This is a genomic window from Mycobacterium sp. SMC-17 (assembly GCF_045310915.1).
Lineage (GTDB): Bacteria > Actinomycetota > Actinomycetes > Mycobacteriales > Mycobacteriaceae > Mycobacterium.
Genome location: NZ_JBJIAK010000003.1, coordinates 121,798 through 143,058, shown reverse-complemented (window position 1 = coordinate 143,058; position 21,261 = coordinate 121,798). Strand labels below are relative to the sequence as shown.

General features: G+C 69.7%; 18 protein-coding genes. 7 read left to right on the top strand and 11 right to left on the bottom strand.

The annotated features are described in order from the left end of the window. Window positions 1–35: 35 nt before the first annotated feature. Window positions 36–443 carry a hypothetical protein gene (locus ACJH7A_RS03265; RefSeq protein ID WP_406801420.1) on the top strand — a complete coding sequence of 136 codons (408 nt, stop codon included), beginning with the start codon at window positions 36–38 and terminating at the stop codon, window positions 441–443. On the opposite strand, the gene ACJH7A_RS03260 is transcribed toward ACJH7A_RS03265, so the two are convergent. Both ACJH7A_RS03260 and ACJH7A_RS03255 read right to left on the bottom strand, forming a co-directional pair. Then, the gene (locus ACJH7A_RS03260) at window positions 426–3,683 is read right to left on the bottom strand and encodes an ATP-dependent helicase (protein ID WP_406801419.1); all 3,258 of its coding nucleotides are present in this window, start codon (window positions 3,681–3,683) and stop codon (window positions 426–428) included. The two genes, ACJH7A_RS03265 and ACJH7A_RS03260, sit on opposite strands and share 18 nt — an antisense overlap. Then, window positions 3,674–6,805 (bottom strand): ATP-dependent helicase, encoded by a 3,132-nt coding sequence (locus tag ACJH7A_RS03255; protein ID WP_406774151.1) that lies wholly within the window; start codon window positions 6,803–6,805, stop codon window positions 3,674–3,676. Before ACJH7A_RS03255 ends, ACJH7A_RS03260 begins: the two co-directional genes overlap by 10 nt. 58 nt (window positions 6,806–6,863) lie before the next feature. Between ACJH7A_RS03255 and ACJH7A_RS03250 the strand changes: the two genes are divergently transcribed. Together ACJH7A_RS03250 and ACJH7A_RS03245 are read left to right on the top strand one after the other, a co-directional pair. Then, window positions 6,864–7,670, top strand: a complete 807-nt coding sequence (locus tag ACJH7A_RS03250; RefSeq protein ID WP_406774150.1) for an alpha/beta fold hydrolase — start codon at window positions 6,864–6,866, stop codon at window positions 7,668–7,670. A 2-nt stretch (window positions 7,671–7,672) separates the two neighbouring features. Beyond that, window positions 7,673–7,969: an MGMT family protein gene (locus ACJH7A_RS03245; protein ID WP_406774149.1), complete on the top strand. Its 297-nt coding sequence runs from the start codon at window positions 7,673–7,675 to the stop codon at window positions 7,967–7,969. A 7-nt stretch (window positions 7,970–7,976) separates the two neighbouring features. Here the strand turns inward: ACJH7A_RS03245 and ACJH7A_RS03240 are convergent, their stop codons facing one another. From ACJH7A_RS03240 to ACJH7A_RS03215, 6 genes are all read right to left on the bottom strand, one after another. Then, a complete protein-coding gene (locus tag ACJH7A_RS03240) occupies window positions 7,977–8,936 on the bottom strand; it encodes a 2-oxoglutarate and iron-dependent oxygenase domain-containing protein (RefSeq protein ID WP_318984124.1) in 960 nt (319 codons plus the stop codon). Continuing rightward, window positions 8,933–9,373, bottom strand: coding sequence for a nucleoside deaminase (locus ACJH7A_RS03235; RefSeq protein ID WP_318984123.1), 441 nt, complete (start codon window positions 9,371–9,373; stop codon window positions 8,933–8,935). The genes ACJH7A_RS03240 and ACJH7A_RS03235 overlap by 4 nt, the downstream gene beginning before the upstream one ends. Then, a complete protein-coding gene (locus ACJH7A_RS03230) occupies window positions 9,370–10,764 on the bottom strand; it encodes a cytosine permease (RefSeq protein WP_318984122.1) in 1,395 nt (464 codons plus the stop codon). Before ACJH7A_RS03230 ends, ACJH7A_RS03235 begins: the two co-directional genes overlap by 4 nt. Window positions 10,765–10,822: 58 nt before the next feature. Next, entirely contained in the window at window positions 10,823–11,677 is an 855-nt protein-coding gene (locus ACJH7A_RS03225) for a TIGR02569 family protein (protein WP_406774148.1), read from the bottom strand. Window positions 11,678–11,713: 36 nt separating this feature from the next. Next, window positions 11,714–12,919 carry an adenylyltransferase/sulfurtransferase MoeZ gene (gene moeZ / locus ACJH7A_RS03220; protein WP_346416434.1) on the bottom strand — a complete coding sequence of 402 codons (1,206 nt, stop codon included), beginning with the start codon at window positions 12,917–12,919 and terminating at the stop codon, window positions 11,714–11,716. A 126-nt stretch (window positions 12,920–13,045) separates the two neighbouring features. Next, window positions 13,046–14,092, bottom strand: coding sequence for a DUF3152 domain-containing protein (locus ACJH7A_RS03215; RefSeq protein WP_212806559.1), 1,047 nt, complete (start codon window positions 14,090–14,092; stop codon window positions 13,046–13,048). A 224-nt stretch (window positions 14,093–14,316) separates the two neighbouring features. On the opposite strand from ACJH7A_RS03215, the gene ACJH7A_RS03210 reads away from it, so the two are divergent. Beyond that, on the top strand, window positions 14,317–14,994 hold the full coding sequence (locus tag ACJH7A_RS03210; RefSeq protein ID WP_212806560.1) for a TetR/AcrR family transcriptional regulator: 678 nt from the start codon (window positions 14,317–14,319) through the stop codon (window positions 14,992–14,994). Window positions 14,995–15,062: 68 nt separating this feature from the next. Here ACJH7A_RS03210 and ACJH7A_RS03205 read toward each other — a convergent pair whose 3' ends face one another. After that, the gene (locus ACJH7A_RS03205) at window positions 15,063–15,299 is read right to left on the bottom strand and encodes a DUF3107 domain-containing protein (RefSeq protein WP_135355331.1); all 237 of its coding nucleotides are present in this window, start codon (window positions 15,297–15,299) and stop codon (window positions 15,063–15,065) included. Between the two features lie 335 nt (window positions 15,300–15,634). Between ACJH7A_RS03205 and ACJH7A_RS03200 the strand changes: the two genes are divergently transcribed. After that, the gene (locus tag ACJH7A_RS03200) at window positions 15,635–16,567 is read left to right on the top strand and encodes a hypothetical protein (RefSeq protein WP_346416436.1); all 933 of its coding nucleotides are present in this window, start codon (window positions 15,635–15,637) and stop codon (window positions 16,565–16,567) included. A gap of 33 nt (window positions 16,568–16,600) precedes the next feature. Here the strand turns inward: ACJH7A_RS03200 and ACJH7A_RS03195 are convergent, their stop codons facing one another. Beyond that, window positions 16,601–17,314 carry a ferritin-like fold-containing protein gene (locus tag ACJH7A_RS03195; protein ID WP_244872814.1) on the bottom strand — a complete coding sequence of 238 codons (714 nt, stop codon included), beginning with the start codon at window positions 17,312–17,314 and terminating at the stop codon, window positions 16,601–16,603. Between the two features lie 336 nt (window positions 17,315–17,650). Between ACJH7A_RS03195 and ACJH7A_RS03190 the strand changes: the two genes are divergently transcribed. Both ACJH7A_RS03190 and ACJH7A_RS03185 read left to right on the top strand, forming a co-directional pair. After that, the gene (locus ACJH7A_RS03190) at window positions 17,651–19,198 is read left to right on the top strand and encodes a DEAD/DEAH box helicase (protein ID WP_346416437.1); all 1,548 of its coding nucleotides are present in this window, start codon (window positions 17,651–17,653) and stop codon (window positions 19,196–19,198) included. Window positions 19,199–19,218: 20 nt separating this feature from the next. After that, window positions 19,219–20,433 (top strand): PQQ-binding-like beta-propeller repeat protein, encoded by a 1,215-nt coding sequence (locus ACJH7A_RS03185; RefSeq protein ID WP_318984119.1) that lies wholly within the window; start codon window positions 19,219–19,221, stop codon window positions 20,431–20,433. Between the two features lie 9 nt (window positions 20,434–20,442). Here the strand turns inward: ACJH7A_RS03185 and ACJH7A_RS03180 are convergent, their stop codons facing one another. Continuing rightward, window positions 20,443–21,246: an AAA family ATPase gene (locus ACJH7A_RS03180; protein ID WP_318984118.1), complete on the bottom strand. Its 804-nt coding sequence runs from the start codon at window positions 21,244–21,246 to the stop codon at window positions 20,443–20,445. Between the last annotated feature and the right edge of the window lie 15 nt (window positions 21,247–21,261).

The window sequence follows — 21,261 nt, the reverse complement described above, 5'->3', positions numbered from 1 at the left end:
CACCACGAGACGGCTCGGCACAGCACTATGTAACCATGACCGCCGCCAACAGCACTGCCAACACCACCCCCAGCCAGGCGCCCGCGTACCGAATGGGCGCGCTGCTCGTCGGAATGGGCGCCCTGCACTTCGTCGCACCGAAGCCTTTCGACGGCATCGTCCCGGCGGAACTCCCCGGCACGGGACGGTTCTACACCTACGCGTCGGGCGTCGGCGAAGTCGCCACCGGCGCCGCGCTGCTCCTGCCCCGTACCCGCAAGCTGGGCGCGCTGGCCGCGGTCGCACTTTTCCTCAGCGTCTTCCCGGCGAACGTCAACATGGTGCGGCTGTGGTGGCCCAAGGGGTGGCCGGCCCGCATCGCGGCACTGGCCCGGCTGCCGTTGCAAGTGCCGATGGTGACCCAGGCACTCAAGATCTACCGCAACTCACCCGAGGTGAACTAGCGCCGCCAGCTCGTCGGCGCCGGGCAGGTCGGTGGGTGCCACCGTCTGCCCCGCGCGCACGTAGTGGAAGACCGCCCGCACCGCATCGACGGGTACGCCCTGGATGGACGACCAGGCCAGGCGGTACACCGCCAGCTGAATGGCCTTGTTGCGCAGCGTTTCCGGAGTGGTGGGCGGATCGCCGGTTTTCCAGTCGAGCACGGTGTAGCCACCGTCGGCGTCGGCGAACACCGCGTCGATACGGCCGCGGATGACCCGGTCACCGATCACCATGTCGAACGGCACCTCGATGTCGATCGGGGTACGGGCCGCCCACTCCGAGAGGGCGAACGCGGCCTGCAGGTCTGCCAGTTCCTCGGCGACGGCCTGCCCCAGCTCGGCGTCGACCGCGCCGGGCAGGTCGTCGAGGTCGAACAGCCGCTCGGCGGAGAAGTACCGCTGCACCCAGTCGTGGAACGCGGTGCCCAGCAGCGCCTGCGGGTCCGGCCGGGCGGGCAGCCGTCGCTGCAGCCGTTGCAGTGCACCCGACCGGTCGCTGCCCAGGTCGACCAATGTGCTCACCGACAACTGCGGCGGCAGGTCGAGCGGACCGCGCTCCTGGGCCCGCTCCCGCTCGGCCAGCAGGGCGTCCACGTCGGCAGCCCAGCCGTGCCGGTCCTCGAGGTCTTCGGCCCCTGCGGCGAGCGCCTGGGCCACCAGGGCCGCGCCCCGGTCGACGTCCCCGCGCCGGGAACCAGCCGGGTCGACGGGCCAGGAGCACTCGACGACGTTGTCCCGCAACGGGTTGACGGCATTTTCCGCGGGTGCCGTGGCCCACTGCTCGATTTCACCGCAGGGGTGGCCCTCCTGCGCTGCCCGTTCGATGATGTCGCGTATCTCGATCAGGAAGTCAGAAGGCCCCGCCGGTTTCCCGGCCGTCGTCCCCCAGTGATATCCGGACAACAGCAGGGTGTCCTCGGCGCGGGTGAGGGCCACGTAGAGCAGCCGGCGTTCCTCATCGGTGCGCCGCTGATCGAGCAGCGCCTTGTGCGCGGCGATCTTGTCCGCCAACATCTTCCGGTCGTAGACATCGGAGGTGTCGAGCACCGGCACGCCATGTTCGGACAGCTCGGCACGGTCCCCACGCAACAACGGCGGCAGGTCCCCCGCGTCGGTCAGCCAGGTGCGCTGCGACGCGGTCGACGGGAACACCCGGGCAACCAGGTGCGGAACCGCGACGATCTGCCATTCCAGGCCCTTGGCCGCGTGCACCGTCAGGATCTGCACGCGGTCCGAGGCCACCGTCACCTGTGCCGGGGCCAGCCCGTTCTCCACCTCCGCGGCCGCGGTCAGGTACGCCAGCAGTCCGGCGATGGATGCTGCGCCGTCCGGTTCTGCGGCCGGCCGCGCGGCGTATCCCGCGACCACATCGGCGAAGGCATCGAGATGTTCGGTGCCGCGCCAGCCCTCGGAAACCCCACTGGCCGCGCGGGTTTCGGCGTCGATACCCAGGACCCGACGTACTTCGGCGACCAGATCCGGCAGCGGCTGGTGCAGGTGCGCACGCAACTGGCTCAATTCGGCGCCCAGGGCCAGCAGCCGGCGGTGTCCTTCGGGTGAGTAGCGGTCGGCCGGGCCCGGATCACTGATCGCGTCGGCCAGGCAGGCGTGGTCGGCGTCGGGGGCGACCTGTGCGACGGCCTGCTCGGCGGGCGACCCGGACGTCCGCGCCGGGTCGGGCGCATCCAGTTCCGAGGCGCGGCGCCAGAGCGCGGCCAGGTCAGCGGCGCCGAAGCGCCACCGCGCGCTGGTGAGCACCCGCATCGCGGCGACCCCGGCAGTCGGTTCGGCGACCAGGCGCAGCATCGCGACGACGTCGGCGACCTCGGGGATGGCCAGCAGCCCGGCCAGACCCACCACCTCGACGGGCACCCCGCGGGCTGTCAGCGCCTCGGCGATGGGCGCGGCGTCGGCGTTGCGGCGTACCAGGACCGCGGCCGTCGGCGCCGGCTCACCCGCCGCGACGGCACCGTGGTACCGGCGGGCCAAGTGATCGGCCACCCAATCACGTTCGGCAACAACATCATCCAGCAATGCACACTGAATGGTTCCCGGCTCGGCGCCCGGTCGCGGCAGCAATTCGCGCACGCTCACGCTGCGGCGCCGCGCCTCGGCGGAGACCTCGTTGGCCAGCTTGAGTGCCCGCGGCGGATTGCGCCAACTGGTCCGCAGTTCCAGGGTCGGGGCCGGCGAACCGTCGGACAGGCGGAAGTCGGTGGTGAACCGCGGCAGGTTGGTCGCCGACGCGCCGCGCCAGCCGTAGATCGACTGAATGGGATCCCCGACCGCCGTCAGCGCCAGGCCGTCGTCGACACCGCCGCCGAACAGCGACGACAGCGCGACCCGCTGAGCGTGCCCGGTGTCCTGGTATTCGTCGAGCAGGACGACGCGATACCGCTCCCGCAGCTGCGCGCCGACCTGCGGGAAACGCTCGGCCAGGCGGGCCGCGGCCGACATCTGGCTGCCGAAGTCCATGACCTGCGCTTCCCCCATGCGCTGGTGCACGGCATCGATCAGCGGCACCAGCTCGGCCCGCTCGGTCTGGGTGGCCAGCAGGTTCAGCAGCGACTGGGTGGGCCCGCCGCGTTGGCCCGGGCCCCCGGGGAGCGTGAGAATGAGCCGCTCCAGCTCGTGATGCGTGTCGCGCACGGCGTCGGTGTCGACGAGATGCTCGGACAGCTGGCCGGCCAGGCGCAGCACCATCTGGGTGACGGCGGCCGGGGACTTGTCGGTGTGCAGCTGCCCCGGGAAGTCGGACACCACCCGAAAAGCCAACTGCCACATCTCGGTTTCGGTGACCAGCCGGGTGGCCGGCTCGATGGGCAGCAGCAGCCCGTACTCGCGCAGCAAGGTGCCCGCGAAGGCGTGGTAGGTGCTGACGGTGGCGTGCTCGTCGGCCAGCGAGACGCCGGGCAGCAGACCCGACCCCGCCAGGCGGGCCAGCCGGGTACGCACACGGCGCAGCAACTGTCCGGCGGCCTTGCGGGTGAAGGTCAACCCCAGCACCTGTGACGGCGTGGCATAGCCGTTGGCCACCAGCCACACCACGCGCGCCGCCATGGTCTCGGTTTTCCCGGCACCGGCCCCCGCGATCACCACCAGCGGTCCCGGCGGCGCGGCGATGACCGCCGCCTGCTCGTCGGTCGGGGTGAACAGCCCGAGTGCCTCGGCAAGGTCGGCGGGACTGTACGTCACGGGCATGCCCCCTTCGTACCCTGTGCCGGGCACATGGCCCGCACCGGGCACGTCGCACACCCGGAGCCGACGCGCGCGACGAAGTGCGGCCCGGCCGTCGCCGCGGCGGCGTCGGTCACCCGCTGCCGCCACTGCGCCTGCGCCGTCTCCCCCATCGGATCCTGTTCGCGTTCGGTGGCGCCGGTCTTGGCAGGTTTGGCCGGATACACCAGCCGGCCACCGCCGGGCTGATCACCATGCGGCACAACACCTTCGGCGATCGCCAGCTGGTACAGCGCGAGCTGGGCGTGCTCCTGGGCATCGGCCTTGGTGGCGGGGCTCTTGCCGGTCTTGACATCGACCACCACGAGGCGGCCCTCACGGTCCCGTTCCAGGCGGTCGATACGTCCCTTCACCTGCACCTGCAGCCCCTCGTCGGCGATCGTGCCGGACACCTCGAGTTCGGTACCGACCTCGGTCAGCTCACCGCGGGTCTCCTGCCGCCACGTCGTGAACGTCGCCAGCATGGCGCGGTACCGCTCCAGCTCGTTGTCGGCATACCAGTTCGAATCGAAAGGCAGCTGCTGCCAGACCTTTTCGAGTTCACCCCGCAGCTGCGCCTCGCTGCGACCCGAATCGGCAACCAGCGCGTGCACCAGCGAGCCCAACGCCGACCGCAGATCGCGGCCGTCGCTGCCGCCGTGGCGCTCCAGCATCCAGCGCAGCGGGCAGTCGGTCAGGGTCTGCACGGTCGACGGCGACACCGTGACGACGTGGTCGTCGCCCGACCACAGCGGCTCGGCAGTGGACAGCGCCGTGCTGGCGTACCACTGCGCCGGGTCGGCGCCCGGCACGCCGGCCTCGGCCAGCCGGGCCAATTGCGCTGCCGCACAGAGCCGGTCGGTTTCCTCGACCGCGCCGTCGGGAGCACACACCACCGACCGCAACCTGCCGACCAATGCCGACGGCGACAACACGGCGGGCGCATGCACCGGGAGCTCGTCGGCGTCGGGGTCGGTGCCGCCGGCCAGGGCCGCCAGCTCCTCGAAGAACGTCGACGGCAGCAACGCCTCGTCACCGTTGTCGCTGTCGACGGCCGTCACCAGCACGCGGTTGCGGGCCCGTCCCAGCGCGGCGACCAGCAGTCGCCGTTCCTCGGCCAGCAGCGGCGCCGTGGCCGACATGCCGCGCACGTCACCCACCCCGTCGACGATGTCGAGGAGCTGCTGGGTGCCGAGTACGCCCCCACGCGGAACGGTGTTGGGCCACAACCCTTCCTGCAGGCCCGCGATGACCACGAAGTCCCACTCCCGCCCCAGCGCAGCATGGGCACTGAGCACGGCCACCTCGTCGGCCTCGGCGCGCTCGGGAGCCGAACCCGCCCAGGAGAGAGCGCGGACGTGGTCGATCAAGCCGGCGAGGGACGCCGCCGCGGTGCGAGCGACGTACTGGTCGGCGGTGTCGAACAGCGCGGTGACGGCATCCAGATCGGCGTTTGCCGCCACCCCCGCCGCACCCGGACGCCCTGCCGCGGCCTGCCACCGGCGCGACAACCCGCTGGCGTGCCAGGCCTGCCACAGCACGAAACGCGGATCCTGGCCCGCGGTCGCCGACCGGCGCGCCGCGTCGAGAACCGCGCGGACGCGCCGCACGGGCCGTGCCAGCTGATCGGACAGCGAGTGTTCGGTACTTCCGGTCAGCGCCTCGACGAGCAGGTCACCGAAATCGCGACCGCTGCCGTCGGCGCGGCGCAGCGCGCGCCGCAACTGGCGCAGTGACACCGGGTCCACGCGGCCGATGGGGCCGGTCAGCAGAGCCAGTGCCCGGTCACCGGTCAGTTGGTCGGCGATGCAGTCCAGCACCGTGAGCAGCGCGCCCACCGCCGGATGCTGCGCGGGTGGCGCCATGCCGGCCTGCTGCTGCACCGGAACCCCGGCGGCGCTCAGGGCCCGGGCCAGCGCTGTCCCGGCCCGCGGTACCGACCGCACGATGACGGCCATCTGCGACCACGGCACGCCGTCGACCAGGTGCGCGCGCCGCAAGGCGTCGGCGATCAACGCGGATTCGGCATGCGGAGAACTGGCGACGCGCACCGCCAGCGAGCCGAGCTGATCCGTCGTCGCCGGCGTCAGAGCCCGGGACGCGTCCACGCCGGGCAGCCGCCGCGCGACGGCCGCGACCGCTCCGGCCACTGCGGGCGAGCACCGGTGAGACTCGGTCAGCACCACCTGCGGCTGGTCATCGGGGCCGTACAGCAGCGTCGGCTCGGCGCCGCGGTAGCCGAACACGGTCTGGCTCGGGTCACCGGCGATGACCGTCAGCTGGGCACCGGCCGCCAGCACCCGCACCAGCAGCGCGGCCTGCGGATCGAGGTGCTGCGCATCGTCGACGAGCAACAGCTTGATGCGGGCGCGTTCGGCGTCCAGCAATGCGGGATCGACCGCGAAGGCCTCGAGCGCGGCGCCCACCAGCTCGGCCGCGCCCAGCGCGGGCACCGTCGCCTGCGGGGCCGCCATGCCGACGGCGCTGCGCAGCAGCATGACCTGCTCGTAGACCTGCGCGAACCGAGCCGCCGCCACCCACTCCGGACGGCCGGCCTTGCGGCCGATCCGGCGCAGATCCGCGGGGTCGACGCCGCGTTCGGTGCAGCGGGCCAACAGGTCCCGCAATTCGGTCGCGAACCCCGCGGTGCCCAACGCCGGCCGCAGGTGCGGCGGCCAGTCCACGCTCGCCTCGTCGCCATCCTCCAGATCACCGGCGAGGAGCTCGCGGATGATGCCGTCCTGCTCGGCACTGGTGATCAGGCGCGGCGGCGGGTCACCGGCACGCTGCGCGGCGAGCCGCAGCACGGCGAACGCGTAGGAGTGCAGGGTGCGAACCAGCGGCTCCCGGGTGACCTGGCCGGTATCGCCCAGCAGCGCCGAGGTGATGGCGCCGCGGACCCGGCTGCCCAGCCGCGCCGAACCGGTGAGCAGGAGCACCGACTCCGGATCGGTTCCCGCCGCGATATGTGTTGCCGCCGTGCGGATCAGCAGCTCGGTCTTGCCGGTTCCGGGGCCGCCCAGCACCCGCACGACACCGCGCTGCCCGGGCTCGGTCAGGGCATTAACCGAGCCGGGCGCGGTGAGTGCGGAGTGCGGGGCGGCCATGGCAGGAATGCAACCACGGGGGTACGACAAGTTCGGCCGACGGCGACGTCCGGCCGCGATGTCTGGCAGCATCAACGGGGTGAGCTTGCAGGTGTACCGCTACGGACCGGCGCGGCCGGCACAGATCCTGGCCCTGCACGGCCTGACCGGCCACGGAAAGCGCTGGCAGACACTGGCGGACGGGTATCTGGCCGAATATGCGGTACTGGCGCCCGACCTCCTGGGACATGGCCATTCGTCGTGGGCGGCGCCGTGGAACATCGACGAGAACGTCGCGGCCCTGGCGGCCCTCCTCCAGGCCGAGGCCGACGGGCGGGTGGTCGTGGTGGCACATTCATTCGGTGGCGCGATAGCGCTCAATCTCGCTGCCGCCCATCCGGATCTGGTGTCCGGCCTGGTGCTGCTGGACCCGGCGACCGGGCTGGACGGCAGCTGGATGAGCGAGATCGCCGACGCCATGCTCGGCTCCCCCGACTACCCGGACCGTCAGGAGGCCCACGCCGAGAAGGTGAACGGATCGTGGGGCGAGGTCTCGGCGAAGTACCCCGGCGAACTCGAGCGCGACCTGGACGAGCACCTGGTCGCCCTGCCGGGCGGACGCGTCGGCTGGCGCATCAGCCTGCCCGCCATGATGTCCTACTGGAGTGAGCTGGCCCGCCCGATCGTGTTGCCGCCGCAGGGCACACCGACGACGCTGGTGCTGGCCAAACGGACCCATCCGGCCTACGTCACCGGCGAGCTCGTGTCGGGTTTGCAGGCCCGGCTCGGCGCCGACTTCGTGCTGACCGAATTCGATTGCGACCACATGGTGCCGCACGCCATGCCCGCCGAAACCGCCGACGTGATCCGGCGTCACCTGGTCTGATCGTGGCGGCTGTCACCGACGAGCAGGTGGAGAAGGTGCGGGGTCTCGTCGCCTCGATACCGTCCGGTCGGGTGTCGACGTACGGCGACATTGCCGATGCCGCAGAGCTTTCCAGCCCGCGGATCGTCGGCTGGATCATGCGGACCGATTCCTCGGACCTGCCCTGGCACCGCGTGATCAGCGCATCAGGCCGGCCGGCAGCGCATCTGGCGACGCGGCAGCTGGAACGGCTGCGCGCCGAAGGGGTGCTGGCGGTCGACGGACGGGTTCGGTTGCGGGAGTACCGGCACGAGTTCTGAGGGCCGCTCAGCCGACGGTGATGGCGTCCAGCCGTTCCTTGATGAAATCCGCGGAGACCACCGGCGCGAGCCCGGACACCGCACCGATGGGCGGCTGCAACGGGGTGATCAGCGCGTCGTGGTTGGCTTCGTAGAAGTAGATCAGCGACACCAGGTCCTCTTCCGGTGCGTGCGGTTGCGGCGGCAGCACGCGGTGGCGGCCGGACGGCCAGCGTCGTCCGCTCCAATACTCCAGCAGGTCTCCGATGTTCACCGTCAGCGCGCCCGGTTCCCAGGGCGCGTCCTCCCAGCCCGCTGCCTCGGAATACACCTGCAGCCCACCGGCGCCCGGCTCCCGGTCGAGCACCGTGACGGTGCCGAAATCGGTGTGCGGGCCGATGCGGAACTGCCCCGGCTCGGGTTCGCCCACGACGCTCACCGGCGGGTAGTGGTTGATGTTCATGGTCCACGTCGGCCGATCTGCCAGCGCCGCAAAAGGATTCGCCGCCAGTCCCAGCGCGTGCGCGAACAGGGCCAGCAGATCGTCGGACAATCGGCGCATCTGGGCGGTGTATTCATCCACCAACGTCTGCAATGCGGGCACCTCGGCGGGCCATACGTTGGGGGCGAACCAGATTCGGTCCACCTCCGGATCCCCCGTCGACGTTTCCGCGCCCAGGCTGAAACTCTCCTTGAGATCGGGTGGTGTCTCGGTGCCCTCGGCGTAACCGTTGGCCTCGGCACCCGGGCCGATCCAGCCGTGCCCGCCGACCGGCACCGAGTACCGCTGCTTGACCTCGTCGGGCAACGCGAAGAACTCCCGGCTGGCCGCGCGCACCGCAGCCGCCAACCCCTGGTCCACCCCGTGACCGGTGACCACGATGAAACCGGCGCGCTGCAGCCCCTCGTCGACCTCGGCGGCCAACGCATCGGCCTCGGCTCCGCCGGCATACCAGCGGGAAATATCCACTGTCGCAATGGCACTCATTCGCCGATATCCTCCGCCCACAATTCGGGGTGGGCCGCGATGAAGTCCTCCATCATGGCCACGCACCGCTCGTCGTCCAATACCGTAACCGCCACACCATGTTCGGCCAGCCAGTCATGACCGCCGTGGAACGTGCGGGCCTCCCCGATCACCACCGCGCCGATGCCGAACTGCCGCACCAGCCCGCTGCAATACCAGCACGGCGACAGCGTCGTCACCATGATGGTCGAGCGGTAGCCGCGCTGGCGCCCGGCCGCGCGGAACGCGTCGGTCTCGGCGTGCACCGAGGGATCATCGTTCTGCACCCGGCGGTTGTGCCCGGCGCCCAGGAGTTCACCATCGGCGCGAAACAACGCCGCGCCGATCGGAATGCCGCCTTCGGACAGCCCTTTTCGGGCTTCGGCGACCGCGACGTCGAGCATCTGCTCAGGGGTCATACGGCGGCGCATTCCGCGGCGATCTTCTTTCGACACAACACCAGGTACGCGACACCCGCGATGACGAAGCCGACGAAGAAGGTGATGTCGCCGAGCTTCGGCACCGCACGGGCGATGTAACCGACGAACTTCTCCTGGTTGGAGAACAACAGCACCGACAGGCCCAGTCCCAGCGCGAAGGACAGCAGCCCGGGCCAGTTCGAGTACGAGCGGTCGTAGAGGTACCCGGCAATGTGTTGCCCGCGACGCAGATACTGATCGGCGAAGACCACACCCAGCCACGGTCCGATCCAGTAGGCGATCACCAGCAGGAACGCTTCATAGCTGTGCGCGGCGTCGGGCAACGCCCACCAGGCGATCAGGAAACCGGCGACGCCGAAGAAGACGGTCACCAGCGCCCGCGCGATATGCGGCGGCAACGTGATCCCGATGGTCACGAAAGCCATTGCCCCGGAATAGATATTGAGCGCATTGGCGGCGATCGCGCCGATCGCGATGGCCAGCAGGGTCGCCTTGGCCAGCCACGGCCCGAGCTCGGCCGTGAACGACGCGGTCGGATTGGCCAGGCTCGCGGTGCCGAACGTCGCCGATGCCGCCCCGACGATCTCCAGGACCGCGCACGAGATGAACAACCCGGTCGAGGCGAAGAACCCCGTCGCGAAAGTGGACACCGCCGACGGCAGATAGCGCGTGTAGTCCGCGGCGTACGGGGTCCAGCCGGCCGCGTAGCCGAACGACGTGCCGACGGTGAGCAGGAAGCCGCCGAGTCCGCCGACGCCGCCCGACGGCGCGGGCGCACCCAGATTCGCGTGCGCGAAGATTCCGACCGATGCCGCGCCGAAGACGACGACGAGCGCGGGGAACGACCACCGCTCGAACGCCTGCACCAGGTTGTGACCGAAGAACGCGAACGCCGTCTGCAGCACCACGATGATGATCAGGCCGATCAGCGGCCCGAAGCCGAACAGGGTGGACAGGGCAAACGCACCGCTGACGCTGTTGGTGGCGAACCAACCGACGCCCGCGGTGATCGACATCAGCGTCGCCGGCAACGCATTGCCCTTGAACCCGAACGCCATTCGGCCCAGCACCATCTGCGGCACGCCGTGCAGCGGCCCACGCGCGGACAGGAAATAGTGCGCGATGGCACCCAGCCCCGTCCCGACGACGATCCCGGCGACCGCCTGCCAGAAGCTCATGCCGAAGGCGAGGACGGCCAGCATGCCGACGAACACCGTCGCGAATTCCATGTTGGGCGACGTCCACGTCCAGAACAGCTGGCTCGGCTTGCCGTGCCGGTCCGCCTCGGCGATGAACTCGTTGCCACCGGGTTCGACCGCAGCGATCCGGTCTTTGTAGGTTCCGTCGGTGGTGGGTTCAACAGCCGTCATGCGAGGTAACTTTCCCACCGAACGGGGCGCGCTGCCATTCGAACGACGGTGCGCGGAATTACAGCACCAGGCGGACCAGAGCTGCGGTGCGGGCCAGCCCCGGGAAAGCCGCGGCCGTCGACCGGGGGTGCAGGGCATGCACAGCGAGCCGGAAGATCAAGGCACGCAACAACATCTGCGGCCACTCCGGCAGCGATGCCCAGCGTTCGATGAGACCGTCGTCGGCCTCGCCCCAGGACAGCGCATCGACGACGACCACGCCCGCGGCCCACGACGCCGGGCGCCAGTACGGCGTGATGTCGGTGATGCCCGGCGCGGCGGTGCCGGCGAACAGCACGGTGCCGTAGAGGTCGCCGTGCACCAGCTGGCTCGGGTTGCGGGTCGGCTTGCGCAGCGACGCAAGCTGATTGATCAGCTCGATCGAACGGCGGCCGTCGGTGGTCCCGGGTACCACCCGCGAGCCGGGCGGCAACGACTGCAGTGGCTGGTCTTCCCACGCGGCGCGGTCGGCGGCGATGAAGACATCGACGTCGCTCCACGGCACCGCGGGCGGCTGCGTCAGGAACCGTGGACGCTCGAGCTTGGCCGTCGCCTCGTGCAGGCGCACCGCCGCCGAGACGATCTCGTCGTGCCGCGGTTCCGGTGTCCCGGTGACGAACGTGTCAGCGCGCCAGCCGGCGACGACGTAGCGGCCGTCGGTGGCACGCACCGGGCGGGCCAGCCGGACGCCGTCCACGAACAGCGTCTCGCGCACCTTGGCCGACCAGGACGCCCGCGCGTTGTCGGCGACCATGGACAGCACGACCTCGCCACAGCGCCAGCCGCCCTCCCAGCTCGAGCCGAGCGGCACCGGCCGGAGACCGGTCAGGCCGAACGCCGTGAGCACATGTTCGGGAGGACGGTCGACGGTCACCCGATCAGACTAAGGTGTGCCCGGCCAGACCTGACGTCAGTACATGACCATGTCGGGCTCGAGTTGCCGGGCCCAGGCCACGATTCCGCCCTGCAGGTGCAACGCGTCGGCGAATCCGGCCTGTTTGAGGGCGAGCAGGGCCTCGGCCGAGCGGATCCCGGTCTTGCAGTACAGCACCGCAATTCGGTCCTGTGGCACCCGGGCCAGCCCGGCCCCGGAGTCGAGCGTCGACTTGGGAATCAGTTCGGCACCCTCGATGCGGTTGATGGCCCACTCCGCGGGCTCCCGCACGTCGATCAGGGCGACGGGCTTGCCGGAGTCGATCAGCTCCCGCAGCTCGAGCGGAGTCACCGTCGAGTCGGCCGCCGCCTCGGCGGCCGCGTCGGACACCACGCCGCAGAACGCGTCGTAGTCGATGAGTCCGGTGATCTTCGGGGTCGCCGGGTCCTTGCGGATCGCGATGGTGCGGTAGGTCATGTCGAGGGCGTCGTAGATCATCAGCCGGCCCAGCAACGACTCGCCGATACCGGTGATCAGCTTGATGGCCTCGGTGCCCATCACCGAGGCGACAGACGCGCAGAGAATCCCCAGCACGCCGCCCTCGGCGCATGACGGCACCGTGCCCGGGGCCGGCGGCTCCGGGTAGAGATCGCGGTAGTTCAGCCCGCGCCCGTCGGGGGCGTCCTCCCAGAACACCGACACCTGGCCGGAGAACCGGTAGATCGAGCCCCAGACGTACGGCTTGTGCGCCAGCACCGCGGCGTCGTTGACGAGGTAGCGGGTGGCGAAGTTGTCGGTGCCGTCCAGGATCAGGTCGTACTGCTCGAACAGCGGCACCGCGTTGTCGGTGTCGAGCCGGAATTCGTGCAGATTGACGGTGACCAGCGGGTTGATCTCCAGGATCGATTCGCGGGCGCTCTGGGCTTTCGACCGGCCGACGTCGGACTGGCCATGGATGATCTGGCGCTGCAGGTTAGATTCATCGACGACGTCGAACTCGACGATGCCGATGGTGCCGACGCCCGCCGCCGCGAGATAGAGCAGAGTCGGGGAACCCAGTCCCCCGGCGCCGATCACGAGCACCCGTGCGTTCTTGAGCCGCTTCTGCCCGTCGACGCCGAGGTCCGGGATGATCAGGTGGCGGCTGTATCGCGCCACCTCGTCGCGGGTCAGTTCGGCTGCCGGCTGCACCAGCGGCGGCAAGGAGCCGTTTTCCTCCTTGCGTCCGGACGGGGATGCCATGCCCTCAACAGTAATCAGCGGCTTCGCATGACATTTCGGGGCCGCTCGGCGGCGACGAGCGTGCGCTCCCTGTACGCCGAATACGGCGTGTCGGGGTACAGACACGGCCGCTCGCGGGAGGGGCGGCTAAGGAATGGGGTACGGCCAGGAGTTGACGTGGCAGGTCTTGCCGTCGGGCTTGACCGACTCCGGGTCGAACTTGGCGTCGTCGTTGTTGTTGGTCGAGAAGGTCTGCTGCATCATGATCGGCGCCAGCCCGCCGTTGTCACCGCAGGGCTCGTGCATCCGGAAGCCGAGGGCGTGGCCGACCTCATGGTTGATCAGGTACTGGCGGTACGAGCCGATGTCGCCCTGGAACGGCACCGCGCCGCGCACCCAGCGTGCCTCGTTGATGAAGACGCGGGACTGTGCCTTGCCACCGTCGGCCGGGAAGTACGCCGGGTTGAAGCACGACGACTCCAGCTGGATGTCGTAGCCGCAGCCCTCGCGGACCGTCATCGGCGAGGTCAGGGACACCCGGAAATCCGGTGTCTCCGGCGACGACGCGTCGAGCCGGGTGAAGGCGAACTTCCCGTCATGCGTCCAGCTCTTGGGGTTCGCGAGGGTTTCGGCGACCATCCGGGCGAACGCCTCGTCACCGCCGAAACTGGTGGTGTCGACGCCGTCCTCGACCTCGACGGTGTAGGTCACCGACTTGGTGGTGCCCTGACCGATCTTGCCGGTGGTACCCGGCACGATGTGCCAGGCCTTGGCGCCGGCCTCGGTGAACGGCCCGCCGTCCGGGAGGATGCCGGTGGGCAGGTTGACGTCGAACTGCGTCAGGCCCTTGGGCGGTGCGCCGACGATCGCGGTGCTCGCCGAGTTGATGGTGGGCTGGCCCACCATCGGCACGTGCGGATGCGACGGTGTGATCGGCGCCGGACCGGAGATGCTCTGGTAGACCACGATTCCGGTGACGACGGCCAGGGCCGGCAGGGCGTAGGCGCGCCACCCGTAGGTGGATACGAAGCGGCCCAGCCAGGACTGCTTGCGCCACTGCTGCCGGTCGTCCCGGTTGGACCGCAGCCGTCCGGAGTCCTCGGCCACCGGATCCCGCTGCGCGCGCAACGGCTCACGCCACTCATTGCGCACCACAGGGACGCGACCGGTGCCTCGGCCCGGGTCGTAGGTCACCGAACCAGGATGGCACAGAGCTGGGCGTACGCCGGTAATGGCACGCCACCAGGTTGTTCAAGTGGGACCGGACACAATCGCCGAACCGCTGGTAGCACGCGAAAGCCGCGAACTAACGGTAGTAGTGTCGTGGCGATAAACTGCCGGGTCGGTCAACCTGAACAACACGTTGGGCGGCCATGAACAGCGGGGTCCAGATCGGACAATGCCAGATTGAGGACGTAATGAGCGAGGTTGCCAACACCTCAGACGCCAGAGGCACGCAAGCCGGAACCGACGGTGCGCAGGGCGGCCCGACCACGAATCGACGGGGCAACCGGCTGCCTCGCGACGAACGCCGCGGACAGCTGCTGATCGCGGCGAGCGACGTCTTCGTGGACCGCGGCTACCACGCAGCCGGCATGGACGAGATCGCCGAACGCGCCGGCGTGAGCAAACCCGTCCTGTACCAACACTTCTCGTCGAAGCTGGAGCTGTACCTGGCCGTGCTGCAGCGGCACGTCGACAACCTGCTGCAAGGCGTGCGCGGCGCGCTGAGCGCCACCACCGACAACCGGCTGCGCCTGCGTGCGGCCGTCGAGGCGTTCTTCGACTTCATCGAGCACGACAGCCAGGGCTACCGGCTGATCTTCGAGAACGACTACGTCACCGAGCCGCAGGTGTCGGCGCAGGTGAAGGTCGCGACCGATTCATGCACCGACGCGGTGTTCGACCTGGTGAGCAGCGATTCCGGGTTGGAGCCCCATCGCGCCCGGATGATCGCCGTCGGGCTCGTCGCGATCAGCGTCGACTGTGCCCGCTACTGGATCAACAACGACCGGCCGATCTCCAAGGACGCGGCCGTCGACGGCACGGTGCAGTTCGCCTGGGGTGGACTGTCACACGTTCCACTCACCCGCTGACGCGGCCAGAACAAAGAAAGCTGCCCCTTTCCATGGTGGAAAGGGGCAGCTTTTGCGTGTGGGCGGTGTCAGTCCTTGCCGGTGACGCCGAAGCCGACGCGGCGGACGTCGGCAGCGCCGATCTCGACGTAGGCGATCTTTGCGGTCTGCACCAGGAACCGGCGACCCTTCTCGTCGGTCAGTGCAAGCACGCCCGAATCCTGACCGAGCGCGTCGGTCACCAACTTCTCCACTTCCTCGGGAGTCTGCGCGCTGTTGAGGAACAGTTCGCGCGGGCTGTCGGTGACACCGATCTTGACCTCCACGCTGACCCCTTTCATTCGTTTTCAAGACTTCGGTCGAGCTGCTGTCGAACTCTCCTCAGGAGGCTAGTGGACGACGGCCGCCGTGGTGGCCGCGGGCCGTTCGCCGGTGGCGAACCGGTGCGAACGCCGGCGCCGAGGTCACGACGTCGTCACAGTTGTCGGCCCGGAAACGCGGCCCGGCGGCACCGCTTTTCGAGGTCGCGACAGGTCGTCTCGGCGCGGTCGACCGAACCGAGTCCCGACCGTTATCCGACGGTCAGCGAGCCGACCTCATCCGTAACTTTTGCACCATTAGCATCGACGAGGTAAGTGATACTCGACCGGGGAAAGTCGCCATGAGCAGGACATATTCGCGATATTCGACACCGTCGGGGGCGTCCACCGGCAGCTACGGGGACACCCCGAGCCACCAGGGCTACGACCGCGGCTACAGCTACAGCTACGGCTCCAGCACCGGGTACGGCAGCGACCGGACCCACTCGTACAGCTCGTACGGCTCGTACGGCTCCGCCACCGACCTGGCCGACCGCCCCACGCGCGAGTACAGCAGCACCTACGGCGACACCGATCGGTTCACCGCAGCCGATACCGACTACGCCGGTGGCGACGCCGACGCGGCCTATGACGACGCGGCGTATGACGACTACGACGACGAGATCTACGAGTACGACGAAGGCATCGACCGGCGCTGGGTGTGGGTGGCCGGTGTCGCCGGCGCCATCCTGCTGGTGGCGGTCATCTGCACCGTCGTCATCCTCGGCGGCGGTGACAGCGGGCCTGTCACGGCGCCGATCACGCCGCCCAGCACGAGCCAGTCGGCCACGCCGACGGCCTCCGCCACGCCGTCGGCCGCACCGCGTCCCCGGGTGACGGCGGCGCCGCCGACCGCCTCGCTGGCTCCCGAGACCGTCACGACCGTCACCCCGACCGCAGCGGCGCCCACACCGGCCGAGGCCGTACCGCCGGTCGACCCCGCCGCCGTCCCCGCGGCACCCGGCCCGAACACGGTCACCTACCGCATCACCGGCAACAAGTCGCTACTCGACCTCGTGACGGTGATCTACACCGACGGGCAGGGTGCGCTGCAGACGGACGTCAACGTGGCACTGCCGTGGGCCAAGACGGTCACGCTGAACCCGGGCGTCACGCTGAGTTCGGTGACCGCCACCAGCGTCACCGGTCAGCTGAACTGCTCGATCAGCGACGGTTCGGGACAGCCGGTCGCCGTGCAGAGCAACAACACGATGATCACCACCTGCACGAAGTAATCGCCACAGGCATCCAGGACCGGGTGTGTGAGCTCAGCCGAGGCCGAGTTCGCGCACCCGGTTCTTGTGTGTCTCCTGCAGGCGCTCGAAGAACTCGGTCATCTGGGTCAGACCCTCGCCGCTGGACAGCACCAGGTCGACGAGCTCGTCGTGCTCGGCCATCACGAACTGCGCCTGGGTGATGGCCTCCCCCAGCAGCCGGCGCGACCACAGCGCCAGCCGGTGCCGCTGCCGGTCGCTGGCGCTGACCGCGGCCCGCACCTCGGCCACCACGAACTGGGAGTGCCCGGTTTCCGACAGCACCGCGCGCACCACGTCGGCGGCCTCGGCGGGCAGCGACCCGGCGATCTCCAGGTAGAAATCGGCTGCCAGGGCGTCGCCGACGTAGGTCTTGACCAGCGCCTCGAGCCACGTGCTCGGTGTGGTCAGCCGGTGGTAGTTCTCCAGTGCCGGAGCGTATTTCGTCATCGCCGGGACGACGTCGACACCGCGGCGCAGCAGCGCCTCGCGCAGCACGTCGAAGTGCCCCATCTCGGCGGCGGCCATGCGCGCCAGATTGATGCGACCGGCCAGGTTCGGCGCCATCCGCGCCTCCTCGGTCAGCCGGTAGAACGCGGCGACCTCGCCGTACGCGAGCAGGGCGAACAACTCGTTGATACCGGGATGATCGCCGGTCACCGCCGGCTGCGCCGGAGTTGCCGTCTGCTCGGGCAGCGCCTGGGACCTCGAAGGCGACGGGGAAGGCATGGCCCCAACTGTAGACCGCGACTCGCGTCACAGCCGACCGGCGATGCGACCAGCTACAATGGTCTCGGCTGTAGCCAGTTCCGGGCAAGTTCCGGATCGGGAAAAGGTCCGGCGCGGGCAACGCGCGACCGGCTGCGACCAAGGAAATGTGCGTGCACGTGTTGGCCCACCTCCATCCGCGACCGACGCGGTAGACGGTTCTCCAGCTCGCCGGAACACCCGGCTGATTCGGCAGAACCGCCCCGAGGGCCCAAGTGTTGATCGTCAGACTCGTGCGCGCGTGGACAAACAGCGAGCACAGACTCCGATGACACTGGAAGGCATCCACGCCACCTCATGACCGCATTGACTGCAAAGACAACCGAAGAAAAAACATTCGCCGACCTGGGCGTTCGGGACGAAATCGTCCAGGCACTCGCCGAGGACGGCAAGGCCCACCCGTTCGCGATCCAGGAGCTGACCCTCCCGCTCGCGCTGGCCGGCGACGACCTCATCGGCCAGGCCCGCACCGGTATGGGCAAGACCCTGGCATTCGGTGTGCCGCTGCTGCACCGCGTCGCATCCGACGCCTCGCTGCCGCTGACCGGCACCCCGCGCGCGCTCGTCGTCGTCCCCACCCGTGAGCTCTGCATCCAGGTGCACGGCGACCTGACGATGGCCAGCAAACACCTCAAGGCCGGCGAGAACGGGGAGCGCAAACTCCGCGTCGAGGCCATCTACGGCGGCCGCCCCTACGAGCCGCAGATCGAGGCCCTGCAGCAGGGCGTCGACGTCATCGTCGGTACCCCGGGCCGGCTCCTGGACCTGGCTCAGCAGGGTCACCTGCAGCTCGGCGGCCTGAGCGTTCTGGTCCTCGACGAGGCCGACGAGATGCTGGACCTGGGCTTCCTGCCCGACATCGAGCGCATCCTGCGGCTGACCCCGGACTCCCGCCAGGCCATGCTGTTCTCGGCCACCATGCCGGACCCGATCATCACGCTGGCCCGCACGTTCATGAACCAGCCGACGCACATCCGGGCCGAGGCCCCGCACTCGGCGGCGACCCACGACACCACCAAGCAGTTCGTCTACCGCGCCCACGCGCTGGACAAGGTCGAGATGGTGAGCCGCATCCTGCAGGCCAACGGCCGCGGCGCGACCATGATCTTCACCCGCACCAAGCGCACCGCGCAGAAGGTGTCCGACGAGCTCGCCGAGCGCGGCTTCAAGGTCGGCGCCGTCCACGGTGACCTGGGCCAGATCGCCCGTGAGAAGGCGCTCAAGTCCTTCCGCAACAGCGACATCGACGTTCTGGTCGCGACCGACGTCGCCGCCCGCGGTATCGACATCGACGACATCACACACGTCATCAACTACCAGATCCCCGAGGACGAGCAGTCCTACGTGCACCGCATCGGCCGTACCGGCCGCGCCGGCAAGACCGGTATCGCCGTGACGCTGGTCGACTGGGACGAGCTGACGCGCTGGGCGCTCATCGACAAGGCCCTGAACCTGGACTGCCCGGACCCGGCCGAGACCTACTCGCGGTCGCCGCACCTGTACGAAGAGCTCGACATCCCCACCGATGTCACGGGCTCGATCGGCGCCTCGCGGGCCAAGCCCGCCAAGAAGTCCTCGGACCCCGAGCTCAAGCGCGAGTCGAGCGCCGACAAGGACCGTCCCGCCCGCAACCGCAGCCGGTCGCGCCGCCGCACCCGCGCCGGTGAGTCGGCCACGGGTCATGTCGAGGCAGCGGGCGCAGTCGAGGGCGACACCGCCGTAGCCGGTGCCCCGGCCGGTGACAGCCCGGCCGAGTCGAGCCACTCGGGCCGCCGCCGCCGGCGTCGTCGTCCGAGCAAGGCCGCCTCGGAGGCCGCGGCCGTCGCAGCACCTGCTGCCGAATAGCCGCAGGCCGCCCGAGCCCTATGGTCAAACCGGAGCGACGTACCAGAGCTGATCTGATCGCCGCCGCGGCCATCGTCGTGGTGGTCGCGGTCGGCGCAGCGCTGATCTGGTGGAACAGCGACGCGCGCGCCACCGTCAGCCGGCCCGCCGACCGTCCCATCCCGGCCTTGCACGCCGCCAAGACGGTGCCGACGACGCTGCGCGAACTGTGGACCGCGGCCAGCGGCAAGACCAGCCAGCCGTCGGTCGTCGGCGGCGTCGTGGTGACCGGCGACGGCGATCAGATGCTGGGCCGCGACCCGGCGACCGGCAACACGCTGTGGAGCTACTCGCGCGCCCGTGAGCTGTGCGGCGTCACCACCGTGTACCAGTACGCGGTGGCTGTGTACCCCGACGGCCGCGGCTGCGGACAGGCCAGCGCCATCGACGCCGGCACCGGACGCCGCGGACCGGCCCGCAGCAGCCTCGCCGATGCCGAGGTGAAGCTGTCCACCGACGGGACGACGATCCTGTCGTACGGCGACAGCCGCCTGGAGCAGTGGCGTTCCGACCTGGTGCGGATGATCAGCTACGGCTACCTCGACGCGGTGGTCAAACCCGGCGTCCCGGCCTCTCCCCTGTGCCGCTTGGTGTCCGCCGCGGCCAGCTCGGCGTCGGTGGCCGTCATGGAGGCCTGCCCCAAGCAGAACGACCTGCGGCTGACGCTGCTGAAGGCCGCCAAGGAAGAGGACCAGCCGGACGTCAAGCGGGTATCGCTGCCCGGCGTCAGCGTGGACTCCGACGCACAGGTGATCGCGGTGTCGGACACCAAGGTGGCGGTCTACCTGCCGACGCCGCAGCCGTGCGTGAACGTCATCGACGAGACCGGCAACACCATCGCCAGCACGCTGCTGCCGCATGCCGCGACGCCGGTGACGGCGACGACGCGCGTCGGAGACGTCGTCACCTGGTACACGGGTGACTCGGTGCTGGTCTTCGACAGCAATGGGCTGCGCTACAAGTACACCGTCAGCGCGCAGGGTGGGCAGGCACCGATCGGCCCGGCCACCATGCTGGCGGGGCATCTGCTGGTTCCGGTGACCAGCGGCTACGACACGTTCGACGCGCAGAGCGGCGCCGGTCAGACGCACATCGCGCTGGCGCGGCAACCGGTCAACTCCGCGGTGATCCCGGCCCTGGCCGGTTCGGTGCTGCTGGAGCAGCGCGGCAGCCAGTTGGTGGCGCTGGGTCAGTGACCTGAGGTGTCACACCTCAGGGGTGAAGACCGGCAGGGCCTTGTTCTTCTTCCAGTGCTTGATCAGCGACTGCGCCAGTTCGCGATAGGCGATGGCGCCCTTGTTCTTCCGGCCGGCGAGGACCGACGCACCCGAGGCGCTGGCCTCGGCGAAGCGCACCGTGCGCGGGATCGGCGGGGCGAGCACCACGAGGCTGTAGCGGTCGGCGACGTCGAGCAGGACATCGCGGCTGTGCGTGGTGCGGGCGTCGTACAGCGTCGGCAGCGCGCCCAGCAGCCGCAGGTCGGGGTTGGTGATCTGCTGCACGTCGTTGACGGTCCGCAGGAACTGGCCGACACCGCGGTGCGCCAGCGTCTCGCACTGCAGGGGCACGACGACGTCGTTGGCGGCAGTCAGGCCGTTGAGGGTCAGCACGCCGAGTGACGGCGGGCAGTCGATGATCACCACGTCGAACTGGTCGGCGATCTTCGCCAGCGCGCGCTTGAGCGCGTACTCCCGGCCGGCCCGCATCAACAGCATCGCCTCGGCACCGGCCAGGTCGATGTTGGCCGGCAGCAGGGTCATGCCCTCGGCGGTCGAGACCAGCGCGACATCGGGTTCCACGTCGCCGAGCAGCACCTCGTGCACCGAGACCGGCAGTTTGTCGGGGTCCTGGCCCAGAGAGAAGGTCAGACAGCCCTGCGGATCGAGGTCGACGAGCAGTACGCGCTGCCCTTCCTCGGTCAGCGCTGCACCCAGCGACGCCACTGTCGTCGTTTTTGCGACCCCACCTTTTTGGTTGGCGACCGCAAGTACCCGTGTCACGGTGCCCATCCTGACACGCGGCCA